Annotated in this window: 16 protein-coding genes and 1 riboswitch; of the genes, 7 read left to right on the forward strand and 9 right to left on the reverse strand. The window is 71.2% G+C overall.

Annotated features, from left to right (window positions below):
* Window positions 1-370 precede the first annotated feature (370 nt).
* From OG747_RS17190 to OG747_RS17205, 4 genes are all read right to left on the reverse strand, one after another.
* Window positions 371-661, reverse strand: coding sequence for a hypothetical protein (locus OG747_RS17190; RefSeq protein ID WP_405880227.1), 291 nt, complete (start codon window positions 659-661; stop codon window positions 371-373).
* Between the two features lie 244 nt (window positions 662-905).
* Complete coding sequence (locus OG747_RS17195) at window positions 906-2,087, reverse strand: VWA domain-containing protein (RefSeq protein ID WP_405880228.1); 1,182 nt, start codon at window positions 2,085-2,087, stop codon at window positions 906-908.
* A complete protein-coding gene (locus OG747_RS17200; protein WP_405880229.1) occupies window positions 2,084-4,540 on the reverse strand; it encodes a DUF5682 family protein in 2,457 nt (818 codons plus the stop codon). Before OG747_RS17200 ends, OG747_RS17195 begins: the two co-directional genes overlap by 4 nt.
* Window positions 4,537-5,709 carry an AAA family ATPase gene (locus OG747_RS17205; protein ID WP_405880230.1) on the reverse strand — a complete coding sequence of 391 codons (1,173 nt, stop codon included), beginning with the start codon at window positions 5,707-5,709 and terminating at the stop codon, window positions 4,537-4,539. Before OG747_RS17205 ends, OG747_RS17200 begins: the two co-directional genes overlap by 4 nt.
* Before the next feature lie 133 nt (window positions 5,710-5,842).
* Between OG747_RS17205 and OG747_RS17210 the strand changes: the two genes are divergently transcribed.
* Complete coding sequence (locus OG747_RS17210) at window positions 5,843-7,198, forward strand: SWIM zinc finger family protein (protein ID WP_405880231.1); 1,356 nt, start codon at window positions 5,843-5,845, stop codon at window positions 7,196-7,198.
* Between the two features lie 76 nt (window positions 7,199-7,274).
* The gene (locus OG747_RS17215; protein WP_405880232.1) at window positions 7,275-8,906 is read left to right on the forward strand and encodes a DUF5691 domain-containing protein; all 1,632 of its coding nucleotides are present in this window, start codon (window positions 7,275-7,277) and stop codon (window positions 8,904-8,906) included.
* A gap of 101 nt (window positions 8,907-9,007) precedes the next feature.
* Here the strand turns inward: OG747_RS17215 and OG747_RS17220 are convergent, their stop codons facing one another.
* Window positions 9,008-9,424, reverse strand: a complete 417-nt coding sequence (locus OG747_RS17220) for a cobalamin B12-binding domain-containing protein (protein ID WP_405880233.1) — start codon at window positions 9,422-9,424, stop codon at window positions 9,008-9,010.
* Between the two features lie 509 nt (window positions 9,425-9,933).
* On the opposite strand from OG747_RS17220, the gene OG747_RS17225 reads away from it, so the two are divergent.
* Window positions 9,934-10,815, forward strand: a complete 882-nt coding sequence (locus tag OG747_RS17225) for an esterase/lipase family protein (protein WP_405880234.1) — start codon at window positions 9,934-9,936, stop codon at window positions 10,813-10,815.
* 605 nt (window positions 10,816-11,420) lie between these two features.
* Window positions 11,421-12,902: a M23 family metallopeptidase gene (locus OG747_RS17230; RefSeq protein ID WP_405880235.1), complete on the forward strand. Its 1,482-nt coding sequence runs from the start codon at window positions 11,421-11,423 to the stop codon at window positions 12,900-12,902.
* A gap of 113 nt (window positions 12,903-13,015) precedes the next feature.
* Here OG747_RS17230 and pcrA read toward each other — a convergent pair whose 3' ends face one another.
* Window positions 13,016-15,553 (reverse strand): DNA helicase PcrA, encoded by a 2,538-nt coding sequence (gene pcrA / locus OG747_RS17235; protein WP_405880236.1) that lies wholly within the window; start codon window positions 15,551-15,553, stop codon window positions 13,016-13,018.
* Window positions 15,554-15,846: 293 nt separating this feature from the next.
* A riboswitch (cyclic di-AMP (ydaO/yuaA leader) is annotated at window positions 15,847-16,021 on the forward strand.
* Between the two features lie 7 nt (window positions 16,022-16,028).
* Between pcrA and OG747_RS17240 the strand changes: the two genes are divergently transcribed.
* Window positions 16,029-17,198 carry an NlpC/P60 family protein gene (locus tag OG747_RS17240; protein WP_405880237.1) on the forward strand — a complete coding sequence of 390 codons (1,170 nt, stop codon included), beginning with the start codon at window positions 16,029-16,031 and terminating at the stop codon, window positions 17,196-17,198.
* A 153-nt stretch (window positions 17,199-17,351) separates the two neighbouring features.
* A complete protein-coding gene (locus tag OG747_RS17245) occupies window positions 17,352-18,344 on the forward strand; it encodes a tellurite resistance/C4-dicarboxylate transporter family protein (RefSeq protein ID WP_405880238.1) in 993 nt (330 codons plus the stop codon).
* Here OG747_RS17245 and OG747_RS17250 read toward each other — a convergent pair.
* Entirely contained in the window at window positions 18,322-18,675 is a 354-nt protein-coding gene (locus tag OG747_RS17250; protein ID WP_405880239.1) for a hypothetical protein, read from the reverse strand. The genes OG747_RS17245 and OG747_RS17250 overlap by 23 nt on opposite strands.
* A 413-nt stretch (window positions 18,676-19,088) precedes the next feature.
* Between OG747_RS17250 and OG747_RS17255 the strand changes: the two genes are divergently transcribed.
* A complete protein-coding gene (locus OG747_RS17255) occupies window positions 19,089-20,180 on the forward strand; it encodes an NlpC/P60 family protein (protein WP_405880240.1) in 1,092 nt (363 codons plus the stop codon).
* A 64-nt stretch (window positions 20,181-20,244) separates the two neighbouring features.
* Here OG747_RS17255 and OG747_RS17260 read toward each other — a convergent pair whose 3' ends face one another.
* Both OG747_RS17260 and OG747_RS17265 read right to left on the reverse strand, forming a co-directional pair.
* Window positions 20,245-20,976, reverse strand: coding sequence for a LuxR C-terminal-related transcriptional regulator (locus OG747_RS17260; RefSeq protein WP_405885573.1), 732 nt, complete (start codon window positions 20,974-20,976; stop codon window positions 20,245-20,247).
* A 254-nt stretch (window positions 20,977-21,230) separates the two neighbouring features.
* A complete protein-coding gene (locus tag OG747_RS17265) occupies window positions 21,231-22,529 on the reverse strand; it encodes a PspC domain-containing protein (protein ID WP_405880241.1) in 1,299 nt (432 codons plus the stop codon).
* Window positions 22,530-22,592: the final 63 nt, after the last annotated feature.

Below are 22,592 nucleotides of genomic sequence, written 5' to 3' on the forward strand. Positions count from 1 at the left end.
GTGATCTCGCGGTTCGTTGGATGCGTGGGCGTGCCGCGAAGGGCAACGTGACGTCCGCTGTCACAAGGGTGGCGCACACGGTGTCCGAGCGCGCGGCATGTCCGTCTCGCAGGTTATCGCCGCAGGACGTGGGTCCCTAAATCGCAGATCACACCTGCGCGGTGATACCTGTCACAGATCTGGCCTAAACAGGGCCCCACCAGGCTGGGGTTTGCCTGGTAAGGCCCCTTGAACGGCCCCGAAGGGGCCCAGGGCGGGTGGTCCTCACCCCAATGGGGACCACCCGCCCTATCCGCAGGGTTTCGGTCGCACGGCCCAATGGCGTTCGGCCGCACGGGGCCGTGGCCCCACGGAGTCGGTGGCAGGGACGTCAGAGGGCGTACGTGCCGTATTGGCCGTATTGCGCGTGCGGCAGCCGGCTCGACGCGTGGGCGTTCCGCAGATAGCCCGGCGTGACGGACTCGGCCACGCCCTGGACCCCGGTGACCGCGTGCCCCGCGAGCGGCCCGACCTCGCCGGTGACGCCGCCGACGAACGGCCGCACGTCGCCGGTGACGCCGCTCGCGAAGCCGCCGACGCCGTCCTCGACGCCGTACGCGAGGGTGCGGGTCGCCGTGCCGCGGCCCACCGCTGCCGACGGCCGACCGATCGCCCAGCGCACCCATGGGGTCGTGGGAGTCGCCGGGAGGTGCCTGACGCGCGGGGGTCGGCCTCGCTGCCACACCACGGTGCTCGCCGCGCACGGCAACTCGGTCGGCGTTCGCACCAGGGCGAACGGGACCGTAGTACCACGCCGCGCCAGAAAAGCCTGGAAACCACAGGCACACACAGAGTTCTGGAGACGCTCCCGAGGTTGCGCAAGTCCCCTTACCGATGGGCGTTCATGTCCGCTTTTTCAACTCTCCTCATACGGTGTCCGGTATCGGGAGCGGGCGCTTCTCGATCGCCGCCGCCATCACCTCGGGAAACAGATCGGGGGTGCAGGCGAACGCCGGTGCGCCCAGCGCCGCGAGTGCCGCCGCGTGCTCGCGGTCGTACGCGGGCGCCCCCTCGTCGGACAGCGCCAGCAACGTCACGAACTGCACCCCCGACGCCTTCATCGCCGCGACCCGCTTCAGCATCTCGTCGCGGATACCCCCTTCGTAGAGGTCGCTGATGAGCACGACCACCGTCTCGGCGGGCCGGGTGATCTGCGACTGGCAGTACGCGAGCGCCCTGTTGATGTCCGTACCGCCGCCGAGCTGGGTGCCGAAGAGGACGTCGACCGGGTCGTCGAGCTGGTCGGTGAGGTCGACGACGGCCGTGTCGAAGACGACGAGCCTGGTGGCGATGGACCGCATCGACGCGAGGACGGCGCCGAACACGGACGCGTAGACGACGGACGCCGCCATCGACCCCGACTGGTCGATGCAGAGGATGACCTCCTTCTTCACGGACTGCGCGGCGCGCCCATAGCCGATCAGCCGCTCGGGCACGACCGTGCGGTACTCGGGCAGGTAGTGCTTCAGGTTCGCCGCGATCGTGCGGTTCCAGTCGATGTCGTGGTGACGGGGACGGGTGATGCGGGCGCTGCGGTCCAGGGCGCCGGTGAGCGTGGCCCGGGTGCGGCCGGCGAGCCGCTTCTCCAGATCCTCGACGACCTTGCGCACGACGGCCCGCGCCGTCTCCTTCGTCGTCTCCGGCATGGCCTTGTTGAGGGAGAGGAGCGTGCCCACCAGGTGAACGTCGGCCTCCACCGCCTCCAGCATCTCGGGCTCCAGCAGGAGCGCGGCCAGCCCGAGCCGGTCGATGGCGTCCCGCTGCATGACCTGGACGACGGACGAGGGGAAGTACGTCCGGATGTCCCCGAGCCAGCGCGCGACCGACGGCGCGGACGCCCCGAGCCCCGCCGAACGGTCCCGCCCCGACGGCCCCTTGCCCCCCTTCCCGTACAACGCGGTGAGCGCCCCGTCCATCGCGGCGTCCTGCCCCGCGAGCACGCATCCGGTGCCGTCCGCGTCCTCGCCCCCGAGCACGAGCCGCCATCGCCGCAGCCGCTCGTCGGCAGTGGCGGTCGATCCGGTCATGTCCACCTGCGTCGCTGTCATCGGGCCACCTCCACCAAGTCGTTGTCGTCGGATTCGTCCAGCCCCAGCAGCAGGCTCAGCACCGGCAGAACGGCGTCCGCGCGCTCGGCGTCGAGTTCGGGGGCGAACCCCGGTACGCCGGAGGCGGCGGCCTCGGCGCTCCCCCGCGCCCCCGGGCCGCGCCGGACCAGCTCGCCCAGCGTCCGGCGCACCCCTGCCTCGTACGCCGAGAACGTGCGTCGCAGCAGCGGCAGTACGTCGGTGAACGCCTCCGCCGGCACGCCGGTCAGCCATGCGTCCACCAGCCCGAGCAGCCGCTCGTCGTGCACGAGCAGCATCCCGCCCCCGGAACCACCGCCGACGAATCCCTCGATCCACGCGGCCGCGTCCCCCGGTGCCGTCCCCGGCGACAGCACGAGCCCCATGAGCCGCGCGGCCTCGCCCTGCGCCAACTCGCCGTCGTCCAGCAGCAGTCGTACGGCCCGCCCGCGGATCACCCCCGGAACGGTGTCCCGCCCGGTCAGCACCCGGAGCACCGAGTGCCAGCGCTCGCGTATGCCACCGGCGGACGGCCTGCCACTGGAGAATGGCGTGCCACCGGCGGACGGCCCGCCACCGGCGGAGATCGTGGCCATCTCGCCCAACAACCCCACCGCCCCGTGCACCGCGTCCACATGGCGTCGCATGTCCTCGGCGGCCTCGGCGTCGAGGACCGCGCAGGCCGGGGGCAGTCCGACGAAGATCCGCTCGGCGAGACCCACGGCGACGTCCGTGAGGGCGTGCGTGTCCGTGCCGCGCACATCGCCGTACCGCAGGGAACGGACCAGCGCGGGCAGGGCCTGGGCGAGGTGGCCGACGTCCGCGTCCAGGGCCGCCCGGTCGGCGAGGACCCGCATGACCACGGGCAGCGCGTCCGGGAGTTCGGCGAGCAGACAGCGCTCGGCGAGTGCCGTGACGTCGGCCAGGGAGGGCGCGGCGACGGCGTCCGCCTCGGCCTTGCCGGTCGCCGCCGACAGGACGGTCGTGCCCCAGACCCCGGCCTCGGCGACCCGCACGGACAACTCGGGCTCCCAGCGCAGCCGCCAGGTCTCGCGGAAGGTGCCGGTGCCGGCGCGCGAGACGGTGGGCTCGCCCCACCCGACACCGAGCAGTCGCAGCCGATGCAGGAGTCTGCTCCGCCCGGCGTCGGTCTCCCCCCGCAGGTCCAGTTCCACCTCGCGCTCCAGCGGCTCCGGTTTGAGCCGCAACCGCTTCTGCGTCCGCGCGAGGTCGCGCTGCAACGGCACCGCGGGAGCGGCCTGAGGCACCTCGCCGAGCACATCACCGACCACGAGCCGGTCGTGCACGAGCCCCAGTGGCACGTCCGAGCCTTCGCACATCACGGCCCGTACGGCATCGGTGGTCTCGGTCAGCCCCGGCAGTGGGCGGCCGCGCATCGCGGCGAGTGTGTCGGCCAGCCGCACCGCCTCGATGACGTGCGCGGACGACACCATCCGGTCCTCGTCGCGCAGCAGCCGGGCCACCTTCGTCATCCAGCGCTCGACGGGGCGGTCGGGGGCGCCGAACAGATGCCCGTACCAGCCCGGCGAGTCGATGCCCGCTCCATACCCACTGACCCGGGACAGCCGCCGGTGCGTCCATGGCACCCACGTCATGTCGACCTTCGCCTTGGGCAGCCCCTTGAGCAGCGCCCGATCGGCGGCGACCGTGGTCCTCTGCCGCAGCGCGGGCACGTGCCAGGCTCCGCACACCACAGCCACCTCGTCCCCGAACTCCCGCTGCGCCGACCGCACCTGGAGCCGCATGTACGCCTCGCGCAGCAGGTCCCGGTCGTGTCCACCGACCCCGTAGGTCTCCCGCAGCTCCCCCATCGCCTCCTCGAGCACGGTGAACGGCGCGTACGGGTCGGCTCCGCTGCCGGCCCCGCCCCGGTGCTCGACCACGTCCTCCCACCAGCGCTCGGGATCGTCGTAACCGGCTGTCTCGGCGAGTACGGCGAGGGGGTCGATCCGCACGGCTTCGTCGACGGGCCGGCCGGATGCGACGGTCTCTTTCTCGTCCCCTCTCTCCTCCCCTTTCTCCTCCCCCTCCTCCTCTTCCTTTTCCTTCTCCTCTTCCACCTCGGGCGGCGCTTCCTTTCCCCACGCCAGCGTGTGGGTCGCCGGAAGGTCGATGAAGCGGGCCGGGACTCCGTGGTCCAGGGCCCACCGGATCGCCACCCACTCGGGGGAGAACTCGGCCAGCGGCCAGAAGGCGGAGTGGCCGGGCTCGTCCACTACATGGGCGAGGAGGGCGACGGGGGGACGCATGTCCTTCTCGGCGGCGAGCGGGATGAGCGCGTCCGCCTCCGGGGGCCCCTCGATCAGTACGACCCCAGGAGCGGCCGCCTCCAGCGCGGCCCGCACGGCACGGGCCGACCCGGGACCGTGGTGCCGCACCCCGAGCAGCAACGGCCCTCCGGTGAAGACCGTCATGCGCTCACCTCCCGGCAGGCCCGGTAGAAGTCCTTCCAGCCGTCCCGCTCGCGGACGACCGCTTCCAGGTACTCCTGCCAGATCACCCGGTCGGCGGCCGGGTCACGGACGACGGCGCCGAGGATGCCCGCCGCGACGTCGGACGCGCGCAGCACACCGTCGCCGAAGTGAGCGGCCAGGGCGAGACCGCTGGTGACGACGGAGATCGCCTCGGCGGTGGACAGCGTGCCGCTGGGCGACTTCAGCTTCGTCCGCCCGTCGGCCGTGACCCCGGCGCGCAGCTCGCGGAAAACGGTGACGACGCGGCGAATCTCGTCGATGCCCTCGGGCACGGCGGGCAGGTCGAGTGAGCGGCCGATCTGGTCGACGCGGCGCGCGACGATGTCGACCTCGGCGTCCGCGCTCTCCGGCAGCGGCAGCACCACCGTGTTGAAGCGGCGGCGCAGGGCGCTGGACAGCTCGTTCACCCCGCGGTCGCGGTCGTTGGCCGTGGCGATCAGGTTGAAGCCGCGGACGGCCTGCACCTCCTGCCCCAGCTCCGGTATCGGCAAGGTCTTTTCGGAGAGGATCGTGATCAACGTGTCCTGGACGTCGGCCGGGATGCGGGTCAGCTCCTCGACGCGGGCGGTCATCCCGTCCGCCATGGCCCGCATGACCGGGCTCGGCACGAGCGCGTCCCGGCTGGGCCCGTGCGCGAGCAACTGCGCATAGTTCCAGCCGTACCGGATCGCCTCCTCCGGTGTGCCGGCCGTGCCTTGCACGAGCAGGGTCGAGTCGCCGCTGACCGCCGCGGCCAGGTGCTCGGAGACCCAGGTCTTCGCGGTGCCGGGCACGCCTAGCAGAAGCAGGGCGCGATCGGTGGCGAGCGTGGTGACGGCGACCTCGACGATGCGGCGCGGTCCCACGTACTTCGGTGTGATCACGGTGCCGTCCGGCAGTGTGCCACCCTGCAGATAGGTCGCCACCGCCCACGGCGACAGCCGCCAGCGGGCCGGTCGAGGCCGGTCGTCCTGCGCGGCCAGCGCGGCGAGTTCGGCGGCGAAGGCGTGCTCGGCATGCGGCCGCAGCGCCTCACCCGCGGGCGGATGGACGGAAGCCCGACGAACGTCCGTCGACTCGACGGACTCGACGGACTGAACAGGCTCAACAGACTCAACTGACACGGACATGACTCGGTCCCCCTCCAGCTCGGCCGGTTCGGATCTGGTTCCACCGTGCACCACGCCACTGACAATGCGTCCTGACCTGCACAAACGCGCCCGCGGAGACCGATTGTCAGTGGCGGGACCTACCTTCGATGACATGACTCAGCAGGGGGTGCGCTGGACGGCGGATCAGGTGCTGGCGCTGGCGCCTGACGCAGCGTCACGCGCGGCGGGCAGCAAACTCGGCGCGGCCGGGCCGTGGTCGGGGACGGGCAGTTCTGACGAGGGGACGGTGTGGGGACTGTGCAGCGGAAGTGGCAGCAAGCCTTATCAGACGGTCATCGACATCGCGGACTCCACCGGGCCCGCGTACACATGCAGTTGTCCGAGCCGGAAGTTCCCGTGCAAACACGCGCTGGGGCTGCTGCTGCTCTGGGCGGGCGAGGACGGCGAGGTGCCGCGGGGACAGGCGCCGGACTGGGCGGAGCAGTGGATAGAGGGGAGAAGAGGGCGAGTCGAGGAGAAGCGGACGACGGGCGCGGCATCTGGGACGGCGTCACCGGGTGATCCGGAGGCGGCGCGGCGGAGGGCGGCGCGGCGGGCCGAGCGGATCACCGCCGGGGCGGCGGAGCTGGAGCAGCGGCTGGCGGACCTGCTGCGGGCCGGCCTCGCGTCGGCCGAGCAGGCGGGGTACGGAATGTGGGAGGAGACGGCGGCCCGCATGGTCGACGCGCAGGCGCCCGGACTGGCCGCGCGGGTCAGGGAATTGGGGGCGATTCCCTCCTCCGGCCCGGGCTGGCCGGTGCGGCTGCTCGAGGAGTGCGCGCTGCTCCACCTCCTCGACCAGGGTTGGCTGCGCCGCGAGCGGCTGCCGGACGCCCTGGCCGCGACGGTACGCTCGCGGGTCGGCCTGACCGGTCCGGCCGACGGCCCGCCGCAGCGCGACCGCTGGCTGGTCCTCGCCCAGTACGACACGGCGGACAGCCGGCTCACGACCCGCAGGATCTGGCTGTACGGCACAGAGTGCGGCCGTACCGCACTGCTCCTCTCCTACGGGGCCGCCGGCCGCGCACCGGAGTTGACGCTGCCCGCGGGCCTGGCCTTCGAGGCGGAGATGTCCGCCTACCAGGGCGGGGGGCAGCTCCGAGTTTCCCTGGGCAAGCAGTTCACGCTCCCCGCCCCCGCGCACCTACGCCCACCAGCGCTGACCACCGCCCAAGCGACAGCCCGCTACGGCGAAGCCCTGCGGGCCGACCCCTGGCTCGACTCCTACCCGGTCACCTTGGCCCGGGTGATACCCACCCCCGACGGCGACACCTGGCAACTCGCGGATGCCGAGGGCGACGTCGCACTCCCGATCACGCTCTCCTCTCTCTCCCGCCCCGGCCTGTGGCGCCTCGCCGCACTCTCCGGCGGCGCCCCCGTCACGGTCTTCGGCGAGTGCGGCCACCGCGGCTTCACCCCCCTGACTGCCTGGCCGGAGAGCGAAGGGGAGCCGGTGCCGCTGTGCTGATCACCGGCGCCACTCACGCGGCCTCCACCACTCCCGCCACCACCCCCGCCACCATGCCCGTACGGAAAGGACGCTCATGAACACGACCTCCGCTCCCGCGGGCGCGCCCCTCGGGAGTTCCTGGGAGGAGCTCGTCACCATGGCGCTGCTCGGCACCGAGCGGCGTACGCCTCCGGGATGGGCGGCCGGGCGGGAGGCACCGGTGGCCCTGCTGGACGCGGCCGCCGTGGAGACCCTGCGGCGACGGGCCGGGGTACGACCCGCGAAGGCAGCCGCCCGGCCCGAGCCCGCGGCGCCGGACCCACGACCGTCTCTCCCGCCCGCCGCGGCCCGCCGGCTCGCGATGCTGCTGGCCGACCGGCCCGGCGCGGGAGGCGGTGGCCGCAGGGGCGCGGCGCCCGACCTCATGGAGCTGCTGCCCCAATGGCTCGCGCTGGCAAACGCGCGGGGCTTCGCTCCGCCTCCGGAAACCCTGCCCGCACTCCTCGACGCGGCCCGGGGACGTACGGACCTGCGGCCGGCGGCGCTGGCCTTCGCCGGGCCACGCGCCCTGTGGCTCGCCCGGCTGAACCCGGACTGGCGGTTCGCACTGCGTTCCATGCCGGGCGGCGGCGCCGCGCTGCCCGGCCCCGGGGAACCCGAGCGCGCGGGGCAGCTCTGGCAGGAGGGCCTCTTCGCCGAGCGGGTCGCGCTGCTCACCGCCCTGCGCGTCAAGGACCCCACGGCAGCCCGCGCGTTGCTCGCCACCACCTGGACCACGGAGCGGGCCGAGGACCGGCTGATGTTCCTCGACTCCCTGCGCTCCGGACTGTGCGCGGCGGACGAACCGTTCCTGGAGCGGGCGCTCGCCGACCGGAGCCGCAATGTGCGGGCCACGGCTGCGGAGCTGCTGTCCGCACTGCCGGATTCGGCACTCGCCGCACGGATGGCCGCCCGGGCCGGTTCCTGTGTGGCCGTCGACCGTACGCACCACACGCCCTCGATCGTCGTTGAAGCGCCGCACGAGTGCGACGCGAGCATGGAGCGAGACGGTGTAGTACCGAAAGCTCCGGCGGGACGAGGGGAACGGTCGTGGTGGCTGGGCCAGTTGGTCGAATCAGCGCCGCTTCGCACGTGGTCGCGGCGGCTCGGCGGACGTACGCCGGAGGAGATCGTGGCGCTGCCCGTGGCGGACGACTGGCAGGCCGAGCTGCATGCCGCGTGGTGCCGGGCGGCGGTACGGCAGCGGGACCCGGGGTGGTCCCGGGCGCTCCTCGGCGCACCGTCCGCCCCGGAGGCCGGCGGGCCCGGGGCGGTGTCACTGGCGGAGCGGTCGAAGCTGCTCGCCACGCTGGGCTTCGCCGAGCGGGCCGAGTGGGTTGCGGGGTTCATCGCCACGCACGGGTTGTCCGAGGCGTTTCAGCTGCTCGGGGTGTGTGCGGTGCCGTGGGCGGGGCCCCTGGGACGGGCGGTGGTCGACGCGCTCAATATCGCGCGGGACGCGGGGAGTTATCCGTGGAGCTTCAGTGGGGTGATGGGGCTGGCCGAGCGGTGCCTCGATCCTTCCGAGGCGGGGCGGCTGGAGGGGCTCACGGCGCTCTCCGACGAGCCGGAGAACGCGGCGCCCGGCGCCGGTGGCTACTGGGCCGAGGCATTCCAACGGCTCGTCACCACGCTGCGCCTGCGCGCGGTGATGTCCTCGGAGCTGGACGGCGCAGGCCCGCACTGACAGGAGCGCTCCTTCAGGGGCGCGGGGAGCTGCGCGGCCAGCCCTCACCCACCCGCGGCCGCCCCACAAGCGAACGGGACCGCGCCCCCGCCGGCGAGGCGCTACGCCCCGGCCGGCTGCCTCACGTTCGCTCGCACCCAGTCCACGATCGACGCGGTCGTCGCGCCCGGCGTGAAGATCTCGGCGACGCCCTTCTCCTTCAGCGGCGCGATGTCCGCCTCGGGGATGATCCCGCCGCCGAAGACCTTGATGTCCTCCGCGTCGCGCTCCTTGAGGAGTTCGATGACGGCGGCGAACAGCGTGTTGTGGGCGCCGGAGAGGATCGAGAGCCCGATCGCGTCGGCGTCCTCCTGGATCGCGGTGTCGACGATCTGCTCGGGGGTCTGATGGAGCCCGGTGTAGATGACCTCCATACCGGCGTCGCGCAGCGCCCGCGCGATCACCTTGGCCCCACGATCGTGGCCGTCGAGCCCCGGCTTGGCCACCACCACGCGGATCGGACCGGCTGCCACACCCATCACTGCCTCCATGAACGGACTACATCAACCTGTACCGACATTTATCGAACATACCGCCGCTCGCCGCACCGGACGCCCTTCTGCGGCACAGGCGCCCCGCGCCGCACGGGCCGGGGAAGTGAACGAACGTTATCGCCAGATCCGTGCAAACCGCAGTTTCCCGCTGAAGACCGAGGGGGAAATCACACGGTGGGACACATTCGCCGCGCACCGCTCCGCGTTTCTGCGGCACCCGCACCGCGGACATCGCGGTGCGCGGACCATGGCCGGAGCCTGCGCAAGGAAAGCCGCCAGCAGGGGGCAGCACCACCGCCGCGCCAGGGAGGCACATCGGCGGGAGCACGACGGCAGGGATGAACAGGGAATCCCGTCGCGTCACCGACGTAACGCACATCACGGACGCACCGTCGGCCACCGCCGGTAGCATCGCCAGCGCCACCACCGGCAGCTTTTCACTAGGGCACACGGGGGACAAAGCGGTCCCGCGGCGTGCCGACTGGAGGTCGGCCATGAAGGTCACCGGGGCACAGTTGCCCTTTCCCCGTCTCCCTAAGCGCCTGCTGCCCAGCAGCCTGGCGGGGCTCTCGGCAGCCCTGTTGAAGGCGACGGCCCTGGAGATCGCCATCCTCGCCGGGCACCTCTTCCTCTATCCGTCCGGCATTGCCCCGGAGCGCCGCACCATCCCCGCACCTCCCTCGCCCGACGCCCCCCGACTGCCCACCGAAGCCAAGCCCCCGGTCGTCCTGCTGCACGGCTTCATCGACAACCGCTCGGTGTTCGTCCTCCTGCGCCGCAAGCTCGCGCAGCACGGCAGGCGGCACATCGAGTCGCTCAACTACTCGCCGCTGACGTACGACATCCGCACCGCCGCGGAGCTGCTCGGTCGACACATAGAGGACATATGTGACCGAACGGGACAGGAGCGGGTGGATATCGTCGGGCACAGCCTCGGCGGACTGATAGCGCGGTACTACGTCCAGCGCCTCGGCGGTGACCTGCGTGTCCGCACCCTGGTCACGCTCGGTACGCCGCACGCGGGCACCCGGGTCATCCCGCTGATGAACGCGCATCCGATCGTCCGTCAGATGCGCCCGGGCTCCAAAGTGATCGAGGAGCTGCGCAAACCCGCGCCGGACTGCCGCACACAGTTCGTGTGCTTCTGGAGCGACCTCGACCATCTGATGGAGCCGCTGAGGACCGCCGCCATCGACCACCCTGACCTGCTCGTACAGAACGTCCAGGTGAGCGGTATCGGGCATCTCGCCCTGCCCTTCCACCCCGCCGTCGCCGCCGGCATAGGGCAGGCACTCGACATGGAGGAGACGGGAGCCCGCACCCACGCGGCCACCACCGCCACCGACACCGACACAGGCGGCCTGACAGTGGCCTGACAGCGTCTCTGGAACTCTTGAGGATCCTGGGTTGTCGCGTGGCCCCGAGGGGTGGAAGCGATGACGAGCGCGGACGAGTCCGGGCCGATCCTTGGGTAGAGCCCGTGTGCGGCGTCACTGGCGGTGACGCGGTGCCGGCGTCTGGACTGTGCCCGGCACTTTCGAATCGGTCACACCCTGGGATCGCTGCCCCGCCGGACGCTGAACCGATCACCGCACGGGAAGCGCGATGCCAGTGGCGGGGACCGCGCGCATTTCAAACACGCGGCGTGTATGTCAGGTAGAACGAGAGACAGTCCATATGGTCACGCCCGAGCCGGAATCAGCTTTCCCCGGCTTCCCCAAGCCAATCGCCGCACCGTTGGAGACCCTGGGGGCAGCCCTCGGACACCGCCTCGCCCTCGAACGCCAATCGAACGCCAGGCCAAGGCCGTGCCCGCACTCCCCCGAAACACTGCCGAATGCCCGTTTCCTGAATGGAGGAAACCTGCCGACGATTGTCGCGCCCGCGTACCGCCGGGTACAGTCGCCGCACTGCTCTGCCAGCCCCTGTTGTCGAGGCGAAAGAGAAGTTGGTGAACGACCGTCACCCGTCGGGGATCACAATGCCCCCGGCTCCGGCCTCCGATGCCGCCTCGGCGCCCTATGCGTCGTACGGTGGCCAGGAAGCCCAGTACGGCGACTTCACCACGCATGACGGCTACGCCACCGGCGCCTACGCGACCGGAAGCTACGAGACGACCGGAAGCTACGCCACCGATCCCCTCTTCGGTCACATGGTGGGCGGCGACGGCACGGGTTCGTACGACGCCACGCAGTGGAACGCCGGAGACCACCAGACGCCGTACTACGACCCGTACGCGGCGCAGCACCAGGCCGCGTACGACACCGGCGCCTACGACACGACGGCCTGGGCAACCGGTTACCAGCAGCTCGCCGACATCCCCGCGCAGTACCCGGGCCCCGACGCCACCGGCCAGTGGGACGCGGCCGCCTGGCTCCAGGCCGAGCAGACCGGCCAGACCCAGCAGTGGACCCTGCAGACCCAGGAAACGGGCGCGTACGACGCCACGCAGTGGAACACCACGGGCGACCACACCACGTACGAGACGCACGAGGCGTACGAGCAGCAGACGCCGACCGACGCGCACGAGCACCAGCCCGAGACCGACGCCGGCCCCGAGCCCTTCGACCAGCAGGCGACCGCCACCTTCGAACAGGCGTCGTACGAGCAACCCGCCGCAGCGGAGGACGAGTTCGAGGACGCCGGTGAGGCGCAGGACACGCCACTGCTCGACGACATGGAAGAGGTCATTCCGGCCCCTCGCTCCGCGACCCGGTCCGCCTCCCGTTCCCGCCGTCGCACCCCGGCGAAGCGTTCCGCCCTGCTGACCGTCGCCGTGCCCTCGGCCTGTGTGATGGGGGTCGCGGGGATCGCCGCCGCCTCTGTGGGCACCATCGGCGGGAACGACAGCAAGGACACGACACTCAGCGCGTCCGACGGGATCGCGGTGAAGCCGTCGGCCGCCAACAACAAACTGGACACCCAGCTCCAGAGCCTCTCCGCGGGCGCGGACGACTTCGCCGACCGGGCCAGCCGGACGCAGGAACGTATCGACCTCAAGGCTCAGCAGGCCACCGAGAAGCAGAAGGCGGCGGCGGAGGCGGCCCGCAAAGAGCGGCTGCGGCCGAAATTCGTCCTCCCTGTCACGCAGAAGGGCCTCAGCGCCTACTTCGGCCAGGCCGGCATCAACTGGATGTCCGTGCACACGGGCATCGACTTCCCGGTGTCGTACGGCACGACGGTGATGGCCGCGACCGACGGGACCGTACGGACGCAGTGGAACAGCGCGTACGGGAACATGGCGATCGTCACCGCGAAGGACGGCACGGAGACTTGGTACTGCCACCTCTCCAGCTACAAGGTGCCGTCGGGGACGGTCGTGAAGGCCGGTGACCAGATTGCGTTCTCCGGGAACTCCGGCAACTCGACCGGGCCGCACCTGCACTTCGAGGTCCGCCCCGCCGGCGGTTCGGCGATCGACCCGCTGCCGTGGCTGCGCAGCCACGGCCTGGACCCGACGTAACCCACCGCCGGGCCGCCCCACGCCGCTCGGAGCCACAGACCCGTAGAGCCACAGACCCGTAGAGCCACAGCCTCGTAGAGCTGTAGCCCCGTAGAGCTACAGCCCCCGTGGAGCTACAGCTTCTCCACCGGCGCGTACCGCAGCAGCAACCGCTTCGGCTTCGCCTCGCCGAAGTCGATCGTCGCCTCCGCGTTCGCCCCCGTCCCCTTCACGCCGACCACGGTGCCCAGCCCGAACTGGTCGTGGGTGACCCGGTCGCCGACCGCCAGCGAGACCACCGGCTTCTCGGAGGCCCCGCGACGCGTCGCGAAGCCGGAGGCGCCGGACGCCGCGGACCGCGAACGCGAGGCCGACAGCGAGGCGGCCACGCCGGAGACGGGGCCCGAGGACACGGGAGCCGTCGCGCCCGTGCGCTTCCACTCCAGGTGTACGTCCGGGATCTCCTCCAGGAAGCGGGACGGCGGGTTGTACGAGGGCTGGCCCCATGCGCTGCGCATGGAGGAGCGGGTGAGGTACAGCCGCTCCCGCGCGCGCGTGATGCCGACGTACGCGAGGCGCCGCTCCTCCTCCAGCTCCTTGACCTGGCCCAACGCGCGCATGTGCGGGAAGACGCCGTCCTCCATGCCGGTGAGGAAGACGACCGGGAACTCCAGACCCTTGGCGGTGTGCAGGGTCATCAACGTGATGACGCCGTTGCCGTCCTCCTCGTCCGGGATCTGGTCGGAGTCGGCGACGAGCGCGACCCGCTCCAGGAAGGCGGAGAGCCCACCGGACGCCGCGCCCGCGCCGGCCGCCGCACCCGTGCCTTCTCCCTCACCCTCGCCCTCGCCCTCGCCGGACTCCTGCTCGAACTCCAGGGCCACGGCGGCGAGTTCCTGAAGGTTCTCGATCCGGGTCTCGTCCTGCGGGTCGGTGGAGGCCTGCAGCTCGGCGAGGTAGCCGGTGCGTTCGAGAACCGCCTCCAGGACGGTCGCCGGGCCCGCGCCGGACTCGACGATCGTACGGAGATCCTCCATGAGCGTGTTGAACCGCTTCACGGCGTTCGTCGACCGCGCCGCCATCCCGTACGCCTCGTCGACGCGGCGCAGTGCCCCCGCGAAGCTGATCTTCTCGCGCTGCGAGAGCGCGTCGATCATGGCTTCCGCGCGCTCGCCGATACCGCGCTTGGGAACGTTCAGGATGCGGCGCAGCGGGACCGAGTCCTCGGGGTTGGCCAGGACCCTGAGATACGCCAGGACGTCCCGGACCTCCTTGCGCTCGTAGAAGCGGACGCCGCCGACGACCTTGTAGGGCAGGCCGACGCGGATGAAGACCTCTTCGAAGACACGGGACTGGGCGTTCGTACGGTAGAAGACGGCGACGTCGCCCGCCTTGGCCTTACCCGCGTCGGTGAGACGGTCTATCTCGTCGGCGACGAACTGGGCCTCGTCGTGCTCGGTGTCGGCGACATAGCCCGTGATGTTCGAACCGGCGCCCGCGTTGGTCCAGAGGTTCTTGGGGCGGCGGGACTCGTTGCGCTCGATGACCGCGTTGGCGGCGGACAGGATCGTCTGGGTGGAGCGGTAGTTCTGCTCCAGCAGGATCGTCGTCGCGTCCGGGTAGTCCTCCTCGAACTGGAGGATGTTGCGGATGGTCGCGCCACGGAAGGCGTAGATCGACTGGTCGGCGTCACCCACGACGCACAGCTCGGCGGGCTCGAGGTCGCCCTCGGCGGGCGACACGTCCTCGGACCGGTCACCGGCGGCCGGGCCGACGAGCTCCCTGACCAGGGCGTACTGCGCGTGGTTCGTGTCCTGGTACTCGTCGACCAGGACATGTCGGAAGCGGCGCCGGTAGTGCTCGGCGACATCCGGGAACGCGCGCAGCAGGTTGACCGTGGTCATGATCAGGTCGTCGAAGTCGAGCGCGTTGGCCTCACGCAGCCGGGACTGGTACATCGCGTAGGCCTGGGCGAGGGTCTTCTCGAAACCGTCGGCGGCCTGGGCGGCGAAGTCCTCCTCGTCGATCAGCTCGTTCTTCAGGTTCGAGATCTTGGCGCTGAAGGACTTCGGCGGGAAACGCTTCGGATCGAGATCCAGATCACGGCATACGAGCGCCATCAGACGCTTGCTGTCGGCGGCGTCGTAGATCGAGAAGGAGGAGGTGAAGCCGAGCTTCTTGCTCTCGCGGCGCAGGATCCGCACACACGCGCTGTGGAAGGTCATCACCCACATCGCGTTCGCGCGCGGGCCGACGAGCTGCTCGACGCGCTCCTTCATCTCACCCGCGGCCTTGTTCGTGAAGGTGATCGCGAGGATCTGGCCGGGGTGGACATGGCGCTCGCCCAGCAGATGCGCGATCCGGTGCGTGAGCACCCGGGTCTTGCCGGAGCCGGCACCGGCCACGATGAGCAGCGGGGAGCCGGAGTGCACCACGGCCGCGCGCTGGTTCTCGTTCAGCCCGTCCAGCAGGGCCGCCGGGTCCACGGCAGGGCGGTGCGCACCGTCGCGGTAGTACGTGTCCCGGCTCGCGGGCACGTCGAAACGGCCGCCGAACAGGTCGTCCGGAAGCGGCTCCGGCGCCCCGTCCTCGGGCGGCGGCGGGGGCTCTTCCTCATGGGCCCTTGAAGGCTGGAGGTCCGCCAGGAAGCTGTCGTCAAAGAGGCTGCTCATCGCTCTCCGAGTCTAGGCCGCCCCACTGACAACCCGAGGCCACCCTGGAAACCCGACCGGTTTTTCCGTGACCGCGTGCCGTCTTTCCGCCGCCACAGCCCACCATCACCCACCACGGCCCGCCGTCACCGTTCAGAATCGCTTCCTTACGGTCAGCCATGACCGGCGGCCCCCAGGGTCAAGGTCACGAAAATGTATCGGGCATATCGCACATCAAACTTCACAGAACACTTATGACTTGGCTACCGTGCCGGGCAGACCGCTCGACAGCAACCGGCGAACGTCGTCGGGCCGTGCGGTCTCCGCCGAATCCGGTGCGCCCGCGCGGCAGCCGGAACCGGGGACCCAAACCGACCTTGGGGTGAATCGGTCCAACTGCCTTGTGGGGCAAGGACCGTAGGGCAAACCTTCCGGAAGTACCCGCCCGAACCCGACAGCTAACTCGGTAGGCGGATGACGGAAGGAGTCGCCTCTCTTGGCGTCACATCGCAAGTGGAGTCCTACGGGTACGCGCATAGCGGGCATACGGACCCCCGCCCTCGCCACCGCGGCCCTCACCTCCGTGGCCCTGCTCTCCCAGACGGCGAACGCCGCGCCGTCGGCCGATTCCAAGCCGAGCATCGAAGAGGTCGAGAAGAAGGTCGACGATCTCTACCACCAGGCCGAGACGGCCACCGAGAAGTACAACGCGACCAGGGAGAAGACCGCCCAGCAGCGCAAGCGCGTCGACTCCCTCCTCACCGACGTGGCCAAGCGCACGGAGAAGCTCAACACCGCGCGCGAGGAGCTGGGTTCGTTCGCGGCGGCGCAGTACCGCACCGGTGCCGCCGTCCCCGACACCGCGAGCCTCCTGCTGGCCGACAATCCGCAGGACTACTTCGACCAGAGCCAGCTGATGGACCGTCTGACCACCCGCCAGAAGGCGGCCGTCGACGACTACGTCACCGAGCAGGCCGCCACCACGAAGAAACGTGCGGAGGCCTCCCAGAGCCTGCAGACGCTCACCACGTCGCAGGACTCCCTGAAGACGTCCAAGGCCGATGTCCAGCGCAAGCTCGCCGAAGCGCGCGAACTGCTCTCGAAGCTGACCGCCGAGGACAAGGCCCGGCTCGCGGCGATCGAGAAGAAGCAGCAGGAAGAGGCCGACCGCAAAGCGGCGGAGCTGGCGCAGCAGCAGGCCGCGGCGGCGAAGAAGGCCCAGGAGGCGGCGGCCCAGCAGCAGACAGGTTCCGCGACCACCGGGACCTCTGGAACCTCCGGGACCTCGGCGGCCGACTCCTCCTACGCCACCAAGGCCGACAAGGCCATCGCCTTCGCCCGCGCCCAGATCGGCAAGCCGTACGTGTGGGGTGCGACCGGGCCCGGCTCGTACGACTGCTCCGGCCTCACCCAGGCCGCCTGGAAGGCCGCCGACGTCGCCCTCCCGCGCACCACCTACGACCAGGTGAACGTGGGCACCACCGTGGCCCTCGCCGACATCAAGCCCGGTGACCTCGTCTTCTTCTACGACGACATCAGCCACGTCGGCCTGTACATCGGCAACGGCATGATGATCCACGCCCCCAAGCCGGGCGCGTACGTCCGCGAGGAGTCGATCTTCTACGGCGGCGAGTCGATCATCCACAGCGTGGTGCGTCCGGCATAACGCCTTGCCGCGGGGCACGCGCGCGTGAAACTCATCGGGCTCCACGCGCGCGTGCCCCGCGTTTTCGTGCGCCACACGCGCGTGGGGGCGTTTTCCCGGCTTCGCGCGCGTGCCCCGCGGGCAACCCGTTCAAAGATCCCTAGCATCGGGCCCATGCCAGCCACCTCCCCGCCCCGCGCCCGGTGGGCCCGACTGCACACCTGGTGGGCGCAGCGTCCGCCCAGTGCCGGAGCCGCCGTCATGGCCACCGGAACCCTCTCGGTCGGGCTGCAGCTGACCGGCTACGAGACCCTCTCCCGCATCGCGCTGGCCCTGGCGGCCGTCGGCTGGCTCGGGCTCGCCACGGACTTCGTCGTACGGCTGCTGCGGGAGCGGCGGCGGTGGGTGGCGGAGGCCGGCACGCCCGGCGCGCTCACCTCGGTCGCGGCCACCACCGTGCTCGGCACCCGGCTGGTCACGCTGGGGTGGCAGGTGCCGGCGGAGGCCCTGCTCGCCCTGTCGGCCGCGCTCTGGCCGGGACTGCTCTTCCTGGTCGTACGGCACATCGCGCGCGGTATGCCCGGAACCGTGTTTCTCCCGGCCGTGGCCACGGAGGGGCTCGCGGTGCTGGGCGCGGCGCTCGCCCCGGCCGTGCGCGCGGACTGGCTCGCGCACACGGCGCTGGTGCTGTTCTGGCTGGGAATCGCGCTGTACGTGGTGGCGCTGCTGTGCTTCGACTTCCGCGAGGTCGCCGTGGGGGCCGGGGAACACTGGATCGCGGGCGGCGCGCTCACCATCTCGGCCCTGGCCGGATCGAAGCTGATCGCCGCGTACCGAGTGAACCCCTACCTCTGGAACGACGACGACAACGGCGTGCTGCACGGCGTGACCGTCGGCCTGCTCGTGCTCGGCCTCGGCTGGTACCTCGTCCTGGCCGTCGCGGAGCTGCTGTGGCCGCGCCCGCGCTACGACGTGCGGCGCTGGGCGACCGTGTTCCCGATGGGCATGACCGCGGCGGCGGCCCTGACGGTCGCGACCGCCGTCGACGTCTCGTGGCCCAAGGGGCTCGGGCGGGTGCTGCTGTGGATCGCGGTGGCGGCCTGGTTGGTGATGGCGGCCGGAACCGTCAGGTCCACGGCACTGCTCAGGTCCACAGCACCGCGATGAAGATGTTCGCCATGGTCAGCAGCCCGACCAGCCCGAACAGGGGCTTCTCCACCTTCTCGTCGTCCCGCTTCACATAGACGAGCCCGAGGATCACGATCAGCAGGGCCAGTTTCACGCCGATCTTGATCGTGTTCACCGAGTGGTCGTCGGCCTGGTTGAGACCGACGAGAACAATGCCCGTGACCAGCATGGTCAGCGCGCCGTGCAGCATGGCGGGGACGAACCGGGCGGTGCCCTGGCCCATCGCCTTCATCTGGGTGAGGAAACCGCCGAGGAGCGCGGCGATGCCGATGATGTGCAGGCCGACGAAGAGATGGATGAGTACGTCCATGGAGCCGGAGCCTAATAGGCGGCCCTGGTCCCCCTTGTCACCGGCCCACCCCATGTAGACCTGTACCACCTGGGAACCGCCGGTTGTCCCGGAACCACCCCATCGGTCATCGCACTGCGTGAAGTCGACGGCGCCAGGCTGGGATCACGGTCACATACGGTCACCCGGCGATCCAGTGGCGCCAGTTCCGTACATGACGTTACCGGCGCATCACTCTGAGGTTTAGCGTCCTCCACCAGGTGACCGGCTCCCCACCGCCGCCCGGGCCAGGGGCGGCCGCCGGACACCACCGCCGAGAAAGGTCCGGCGGCGGCCCGCTCCCCCTGTGTGAGCCGCCGCCGGACGCGTCCCCCGCCGACCGCGCTCGTCCCGGCGGTCGTACGGAAGTCCCCCCGGGAAGGATGTGGGCCCTCGTGGCAGCGCACCGCAAGCCCAGACAGCGCTCGCTCGGCGGGAACACGGCCCGCACCGCCGCGACCATCGCCCTCGCGGGCGCGGCGACGGCCGCGGGCTTCGACGGAACGGGGCACGCGGACCCACAGCTCTCACCGGCGCAGGTGAAGGCCAAGGTGGACAAGTTGTACGAGGAGGCGGAGATCGCCACCCAGAAGTACGACGGAGCGAAGGAGAAGGCCGACAAGGCCGAGCAGCGGCTGAACGCACTGCGCGACGAGGCGGCACGCAAGGAGGACCGGCTCAACTCGGCGCGCGACGCACTGGGTTCGCTCGCCGCGGCACAGTACCGCAGCGGAGGCCTGGACCCCGCGCTGCAGCTCGCGCTCTCCGACAACCCCGACCAGTACCTGGAAGGTGCCGCGTTCGCCGAGCGGGCCGGCAGCCGGCAGGCGGAGGCAGTGGCCCGCGTACGCAAGCAGCTGCGGGAGATCGAGCAGCTGCGCGGGGCCGCGCGCGTCGAGCTGGCCTCGCTCACGTCGCGTCAGGCGGAGCTGAAGCGAACCAAGAAGACGATCACCGGAAAACTGGACACGGCGCGGCTGCTGTGGGGACAGCTCACCGACGAGCAGCGCGCACGGCTCGGGGACCTCGGGGCGGCCGGGGGCGCGGGGAGCGCGAGAAGCGCCGGGCAGCACGCCTCGCGCTCCGCCGCGCGGGACCTGGGACCGCCGGCGTCGTCCGGCTCCGTCGCGGCTCCCGACTCCCGTGCGGCGGCCGCCGTCTCGTACGCCTACGGAAAGCTCGGCAGCCCCTACGTCTGGGGCGCCACCGGGCCCGCCGCCTTCGACTGCTCGGGCCTGGCCCAGGCCGCGTACCGCGCCGCGGGCATCTCGCTGCCGCGCACGACGTACGCCCAGATCGCTGCCGGCCGCCGGGTCTCGCGTTCCGAACTCCTCCCCGGTGACCTGGTGTTCTTCTACTCGGGCATCAGCCACGTGGGCATCTACGTGGGCAACGGTCAGATGATCCACGCCCCGAATCCGTCGGCGCCGGTCCGCCTGGCACCGGTCGACGAGATGCCGTTCGCGGGGGCCACCCGGGTGGCGTGAAAAACGCGGGAGCCGCTCCGGTGTGGTGCGGACGGGGCCACGCCCACCGGACCGTCATGTCACGTCACACCAGTCGACGCGCGGTCGCCCACCGCGTCAACTCGTGCCGGTTGGAAAGCTGGAGCTTCCTCAGGACCGCCGAGACATGCGACTCGACGGTCTTCACCGAGATGAACAGCTGCTTGGCGATCTCCTTGTACGCATAGCCGCGAGCGATGAGGCGCAGCACCTCGCGCTCGCGCTGGGTGAGGCGGTCGAGGTCCTCGTCGACGGGCGGGGCGTCGGTCGAGGCGAACGCGTCCAGGACGAATCCGGCCAGGCGGGGCGAGAAGACCGCGTCACCGTCCTGGACGCGGAAGATGGAGTCCACCAGGTCCGCGCCGGTGATCGTCTTGGTGACGTACCCCCGGGCGCCGCCGCGGATCACGCCGATGACGTCCTCCGCGGCATCCGACACGGACAGCGCGAGGAAACGGACCGGCTGCTCGGCGTCGGCCATCAACGGGGCGCAGCGGCGCAGCACTTCGACACCGCCGCCGCCCGGCAGGTGGACGTCGAGCAGGACGACCTCGGGCCGGGTGGCCGTGATGACCGTGACCGCCTGGTCGACGTCCGCGGCCTCGCCGATCACCTCGACGCCGGTCTGCTCGGTCTGCCCGATCTCGGCCTGCACGCCCGTACGGAACATACGGTGGTCGTCGACGAGCACGACCCGCACGCGACGCCCGCCTGCGGCACCCACCGACGCTGCCGCGACCACGGGCTCGATGACGGCCACGGGTTCGGTGGCGGCCACGGACTCGGTGGCCAGGTCAGACTCTCCGGACACCGGGGCTCCGCCGGGCACCTGAGGCTCGCCGGAAACCAGGGAGGCCCCCGTGGCTGCCGAACTGCCGCTCTCGGCAGACCCGTTGGCTCCCACCTCGACCGAACCGCTCGATGCCGGAGCCCCTCCGACCGCCCCCGCTGCGGTCGCGGTGCCGCTCGGCTCTGTCGGGCCGGTGTGCGCGGACGACCCAGCAGTCTGCCCGGTCGGCCCGTTCGCGTCGCTCATGACGTCTTCTCCGCCCTCTCCATTTCCAACTCGACCTCCGTGCCGCCGTCCGGCACCGCGCGCAGCCGCGCCGTGCCGCCGTTGCGCTCCATACGGCCGATGATCGATTCTCTGACGCCCATGCGGTCGGCGGGTATCGCGTCGAGGTCGAAGCCGGGGCCACGGTCACGGACGGACACGAAGACCGTCCTGCCCTCGACTTCGGCGTAGACCTGTACGGCGCCGCCCTCGCCACCGTACTTGGCGGCGTTCACCATCGCTTCCCGCGCGGCCTGCATCTGTGCGGTCAGGCCCTCGTCGAGCGGGCAGTCGCCGACCACGACGACCTCGATGGGGACGCCGTGCTTGTCCTCGACCTCGGCCGCGTTGCGCCGGACCGCGTCGGCGAGGGTGGTGGGCTCGTCGGCAGCGTCCTCCGCGGACTTGCCGCTGCCCGCCGGTTTGTACAGCCAGGCGCGCAGGTCGCGCTCCTGGGCGCGAGCGAGCCGTCGTACCTCGTTCGCGTTCTCCGCGTTGCGCTGGATCAGGGTCAGGGTGTGCAGCACGGAGTCGTGGACGTGGGCGGCGACCTCCGCCCGCTCCTGGGCGCGGATACGCATCAGGCGCTCCTCGGAGAGGTCCTGTGTCATGCGCACGAGGTAGGGGCCGGCGAGGAGGGCTATGCCGACCAGGACCGCGAGCGCCGCCTGCAGGACCGAGCCGAGGTGGGCGGCCGAGCCCTGGAGCACGAATATCCCGGAGACGCCCGCGGTGACGAGCAGCACCCCGGCCGCGGACCGCAGCAGCGTGAGCGTGCGGCGACGGCGGCCGACCTCCACCCAACGGGCCCGCCGTGCGTTGTCCGCCTGGCGCCAGACCAGGGCGACGCCCGCACCGACGAGGACGGTCGGCCAGAGATAGGCCTTCGCCCCGCCGCCGAGATTCACATTGCCGACGAAGACCATGGCCACGACGACCATGAGGAGCAGGGCGACGATCTGGCCCTTGTCCGGCTTGCGGGCCACAAGTCTGCGGCGGCCGTCGGGCGCGGTCTCGGTGGTGAAGGCCGGGGTGCGCCCGGAGCCGACGCCGCCGACGCCGAGCGGCACGAAGAACCAGAAAGCGGCATACAGCAACGCCCCGAGCCCGTCCGCCATGAACAGGCCGACGAACACCAGCCGCACCCAGATCACGGGCAGCCCGAGATGCCCGGCGAGCCCTCGCGCCACGCCCCCGAGCCAGCGTCCGTCACTGCTGCGGTAGAGCTTGCGCGGGGGCCGCGGATCGTCGACGGGCAGTGCTGCGGCTTCCGGCATGCCATCGATGTTCACACGGCCGGAGGGCCGGAGCATCAGGGTCGACCCCCGAGACTCCCCTGA

It is taken from the genome of Streptomyces sp. NBC_01384 (genome assembly GCF_045040035.1).
Taxonomy (GTDB): domain Bacteria; phylum Actinomycetota; class Actinomycetes; order Streptomycetales; family Streptomycetaceae; genus Streptomyces.

Coding starts and splice junctions, on each gene's coding strand:
- OG747_RS17245 (WP_405880238.1), top strand. CDS start 17,352: ATGCCAGCCACCTCCCCGCCCCGCGCCCGGTGGGCCCGACTGCACACC.
- OG747_RS17220 (WP_405880233.1), bottom strand. CDS start 9,424: ATGGGTGTGGCAGCCGGTCCGATCCGCGTGGTGGTGGCCAAGCCGGGG.
- OG747_RS17215 (WP_405880232.1), top strand. CDS start 7,275: ATGAACACGACCTCCGCTCCCGCGGGCGCGCCCCTCGGGAGTTCCTGG.
- OG747_RS17265 (WP_405880241.1), bottom strand. CDS start 22,529: ATGCCGGAAGCCGCAGCACTGCCCGTCGACGATCCGCGGCCCCCGCGC.
- OG747_RS17210 (WP_405880231.1), top strand. CDS start 5,843: ATGACTCAGCAGGGGGTGCGCTGGACGGCGGATCAGGTGCTGGCGCTG.
- OG747_RS17250 (WP_405880239.1), bottom strand. CDS start 18,675: ATGGACGTACTCATCCATCTCTTCGTCGGCCTGCACATCATCGGCATC.
- OG747_RS17205 (WP_405880230.1), bottom strand. CDS start 5,709: ATGTCCGTGTCAGTTGAGTCTGTTGAGCCTGTTCAGTCCGTCGAGTCC.
- OG747_RS17225 (WP_405880234.1), top strand. CDS start 9,934: ATGAAGGTCACCGGGGCACAGTTGCCCTTTCCCCGTCTCCCTAAGCGC.
- pcrA (WP_405880236.1), bottom strand. CDS start 15,553: ATGAGCAGCCTCTTTGACGACAGCTTCCTGGCGGACCTCCAGCCTTCA.
- OG747_RS17200 (WP_405880229.1), bottom strand. CDS start 4,540: ATGACGGTCTTCACCGGAGGGCCGTTGCTGCTCGGGGTGCGGCACCAC.
- OG747_RS17230 (WP_405880235.1), top strand. CDS start 11,421: ATGCCCCCGGCTCCGGCCTCCGATGCCGCCTCGGCGCCCTATGCGTCG.
- OG747_RS17195 (WP_405880228.1), bottom strand. CDS start 2,087: ATGACAGCGACGCAGGTGGACATGACCGGATCGACCGCCACTGCCGAC.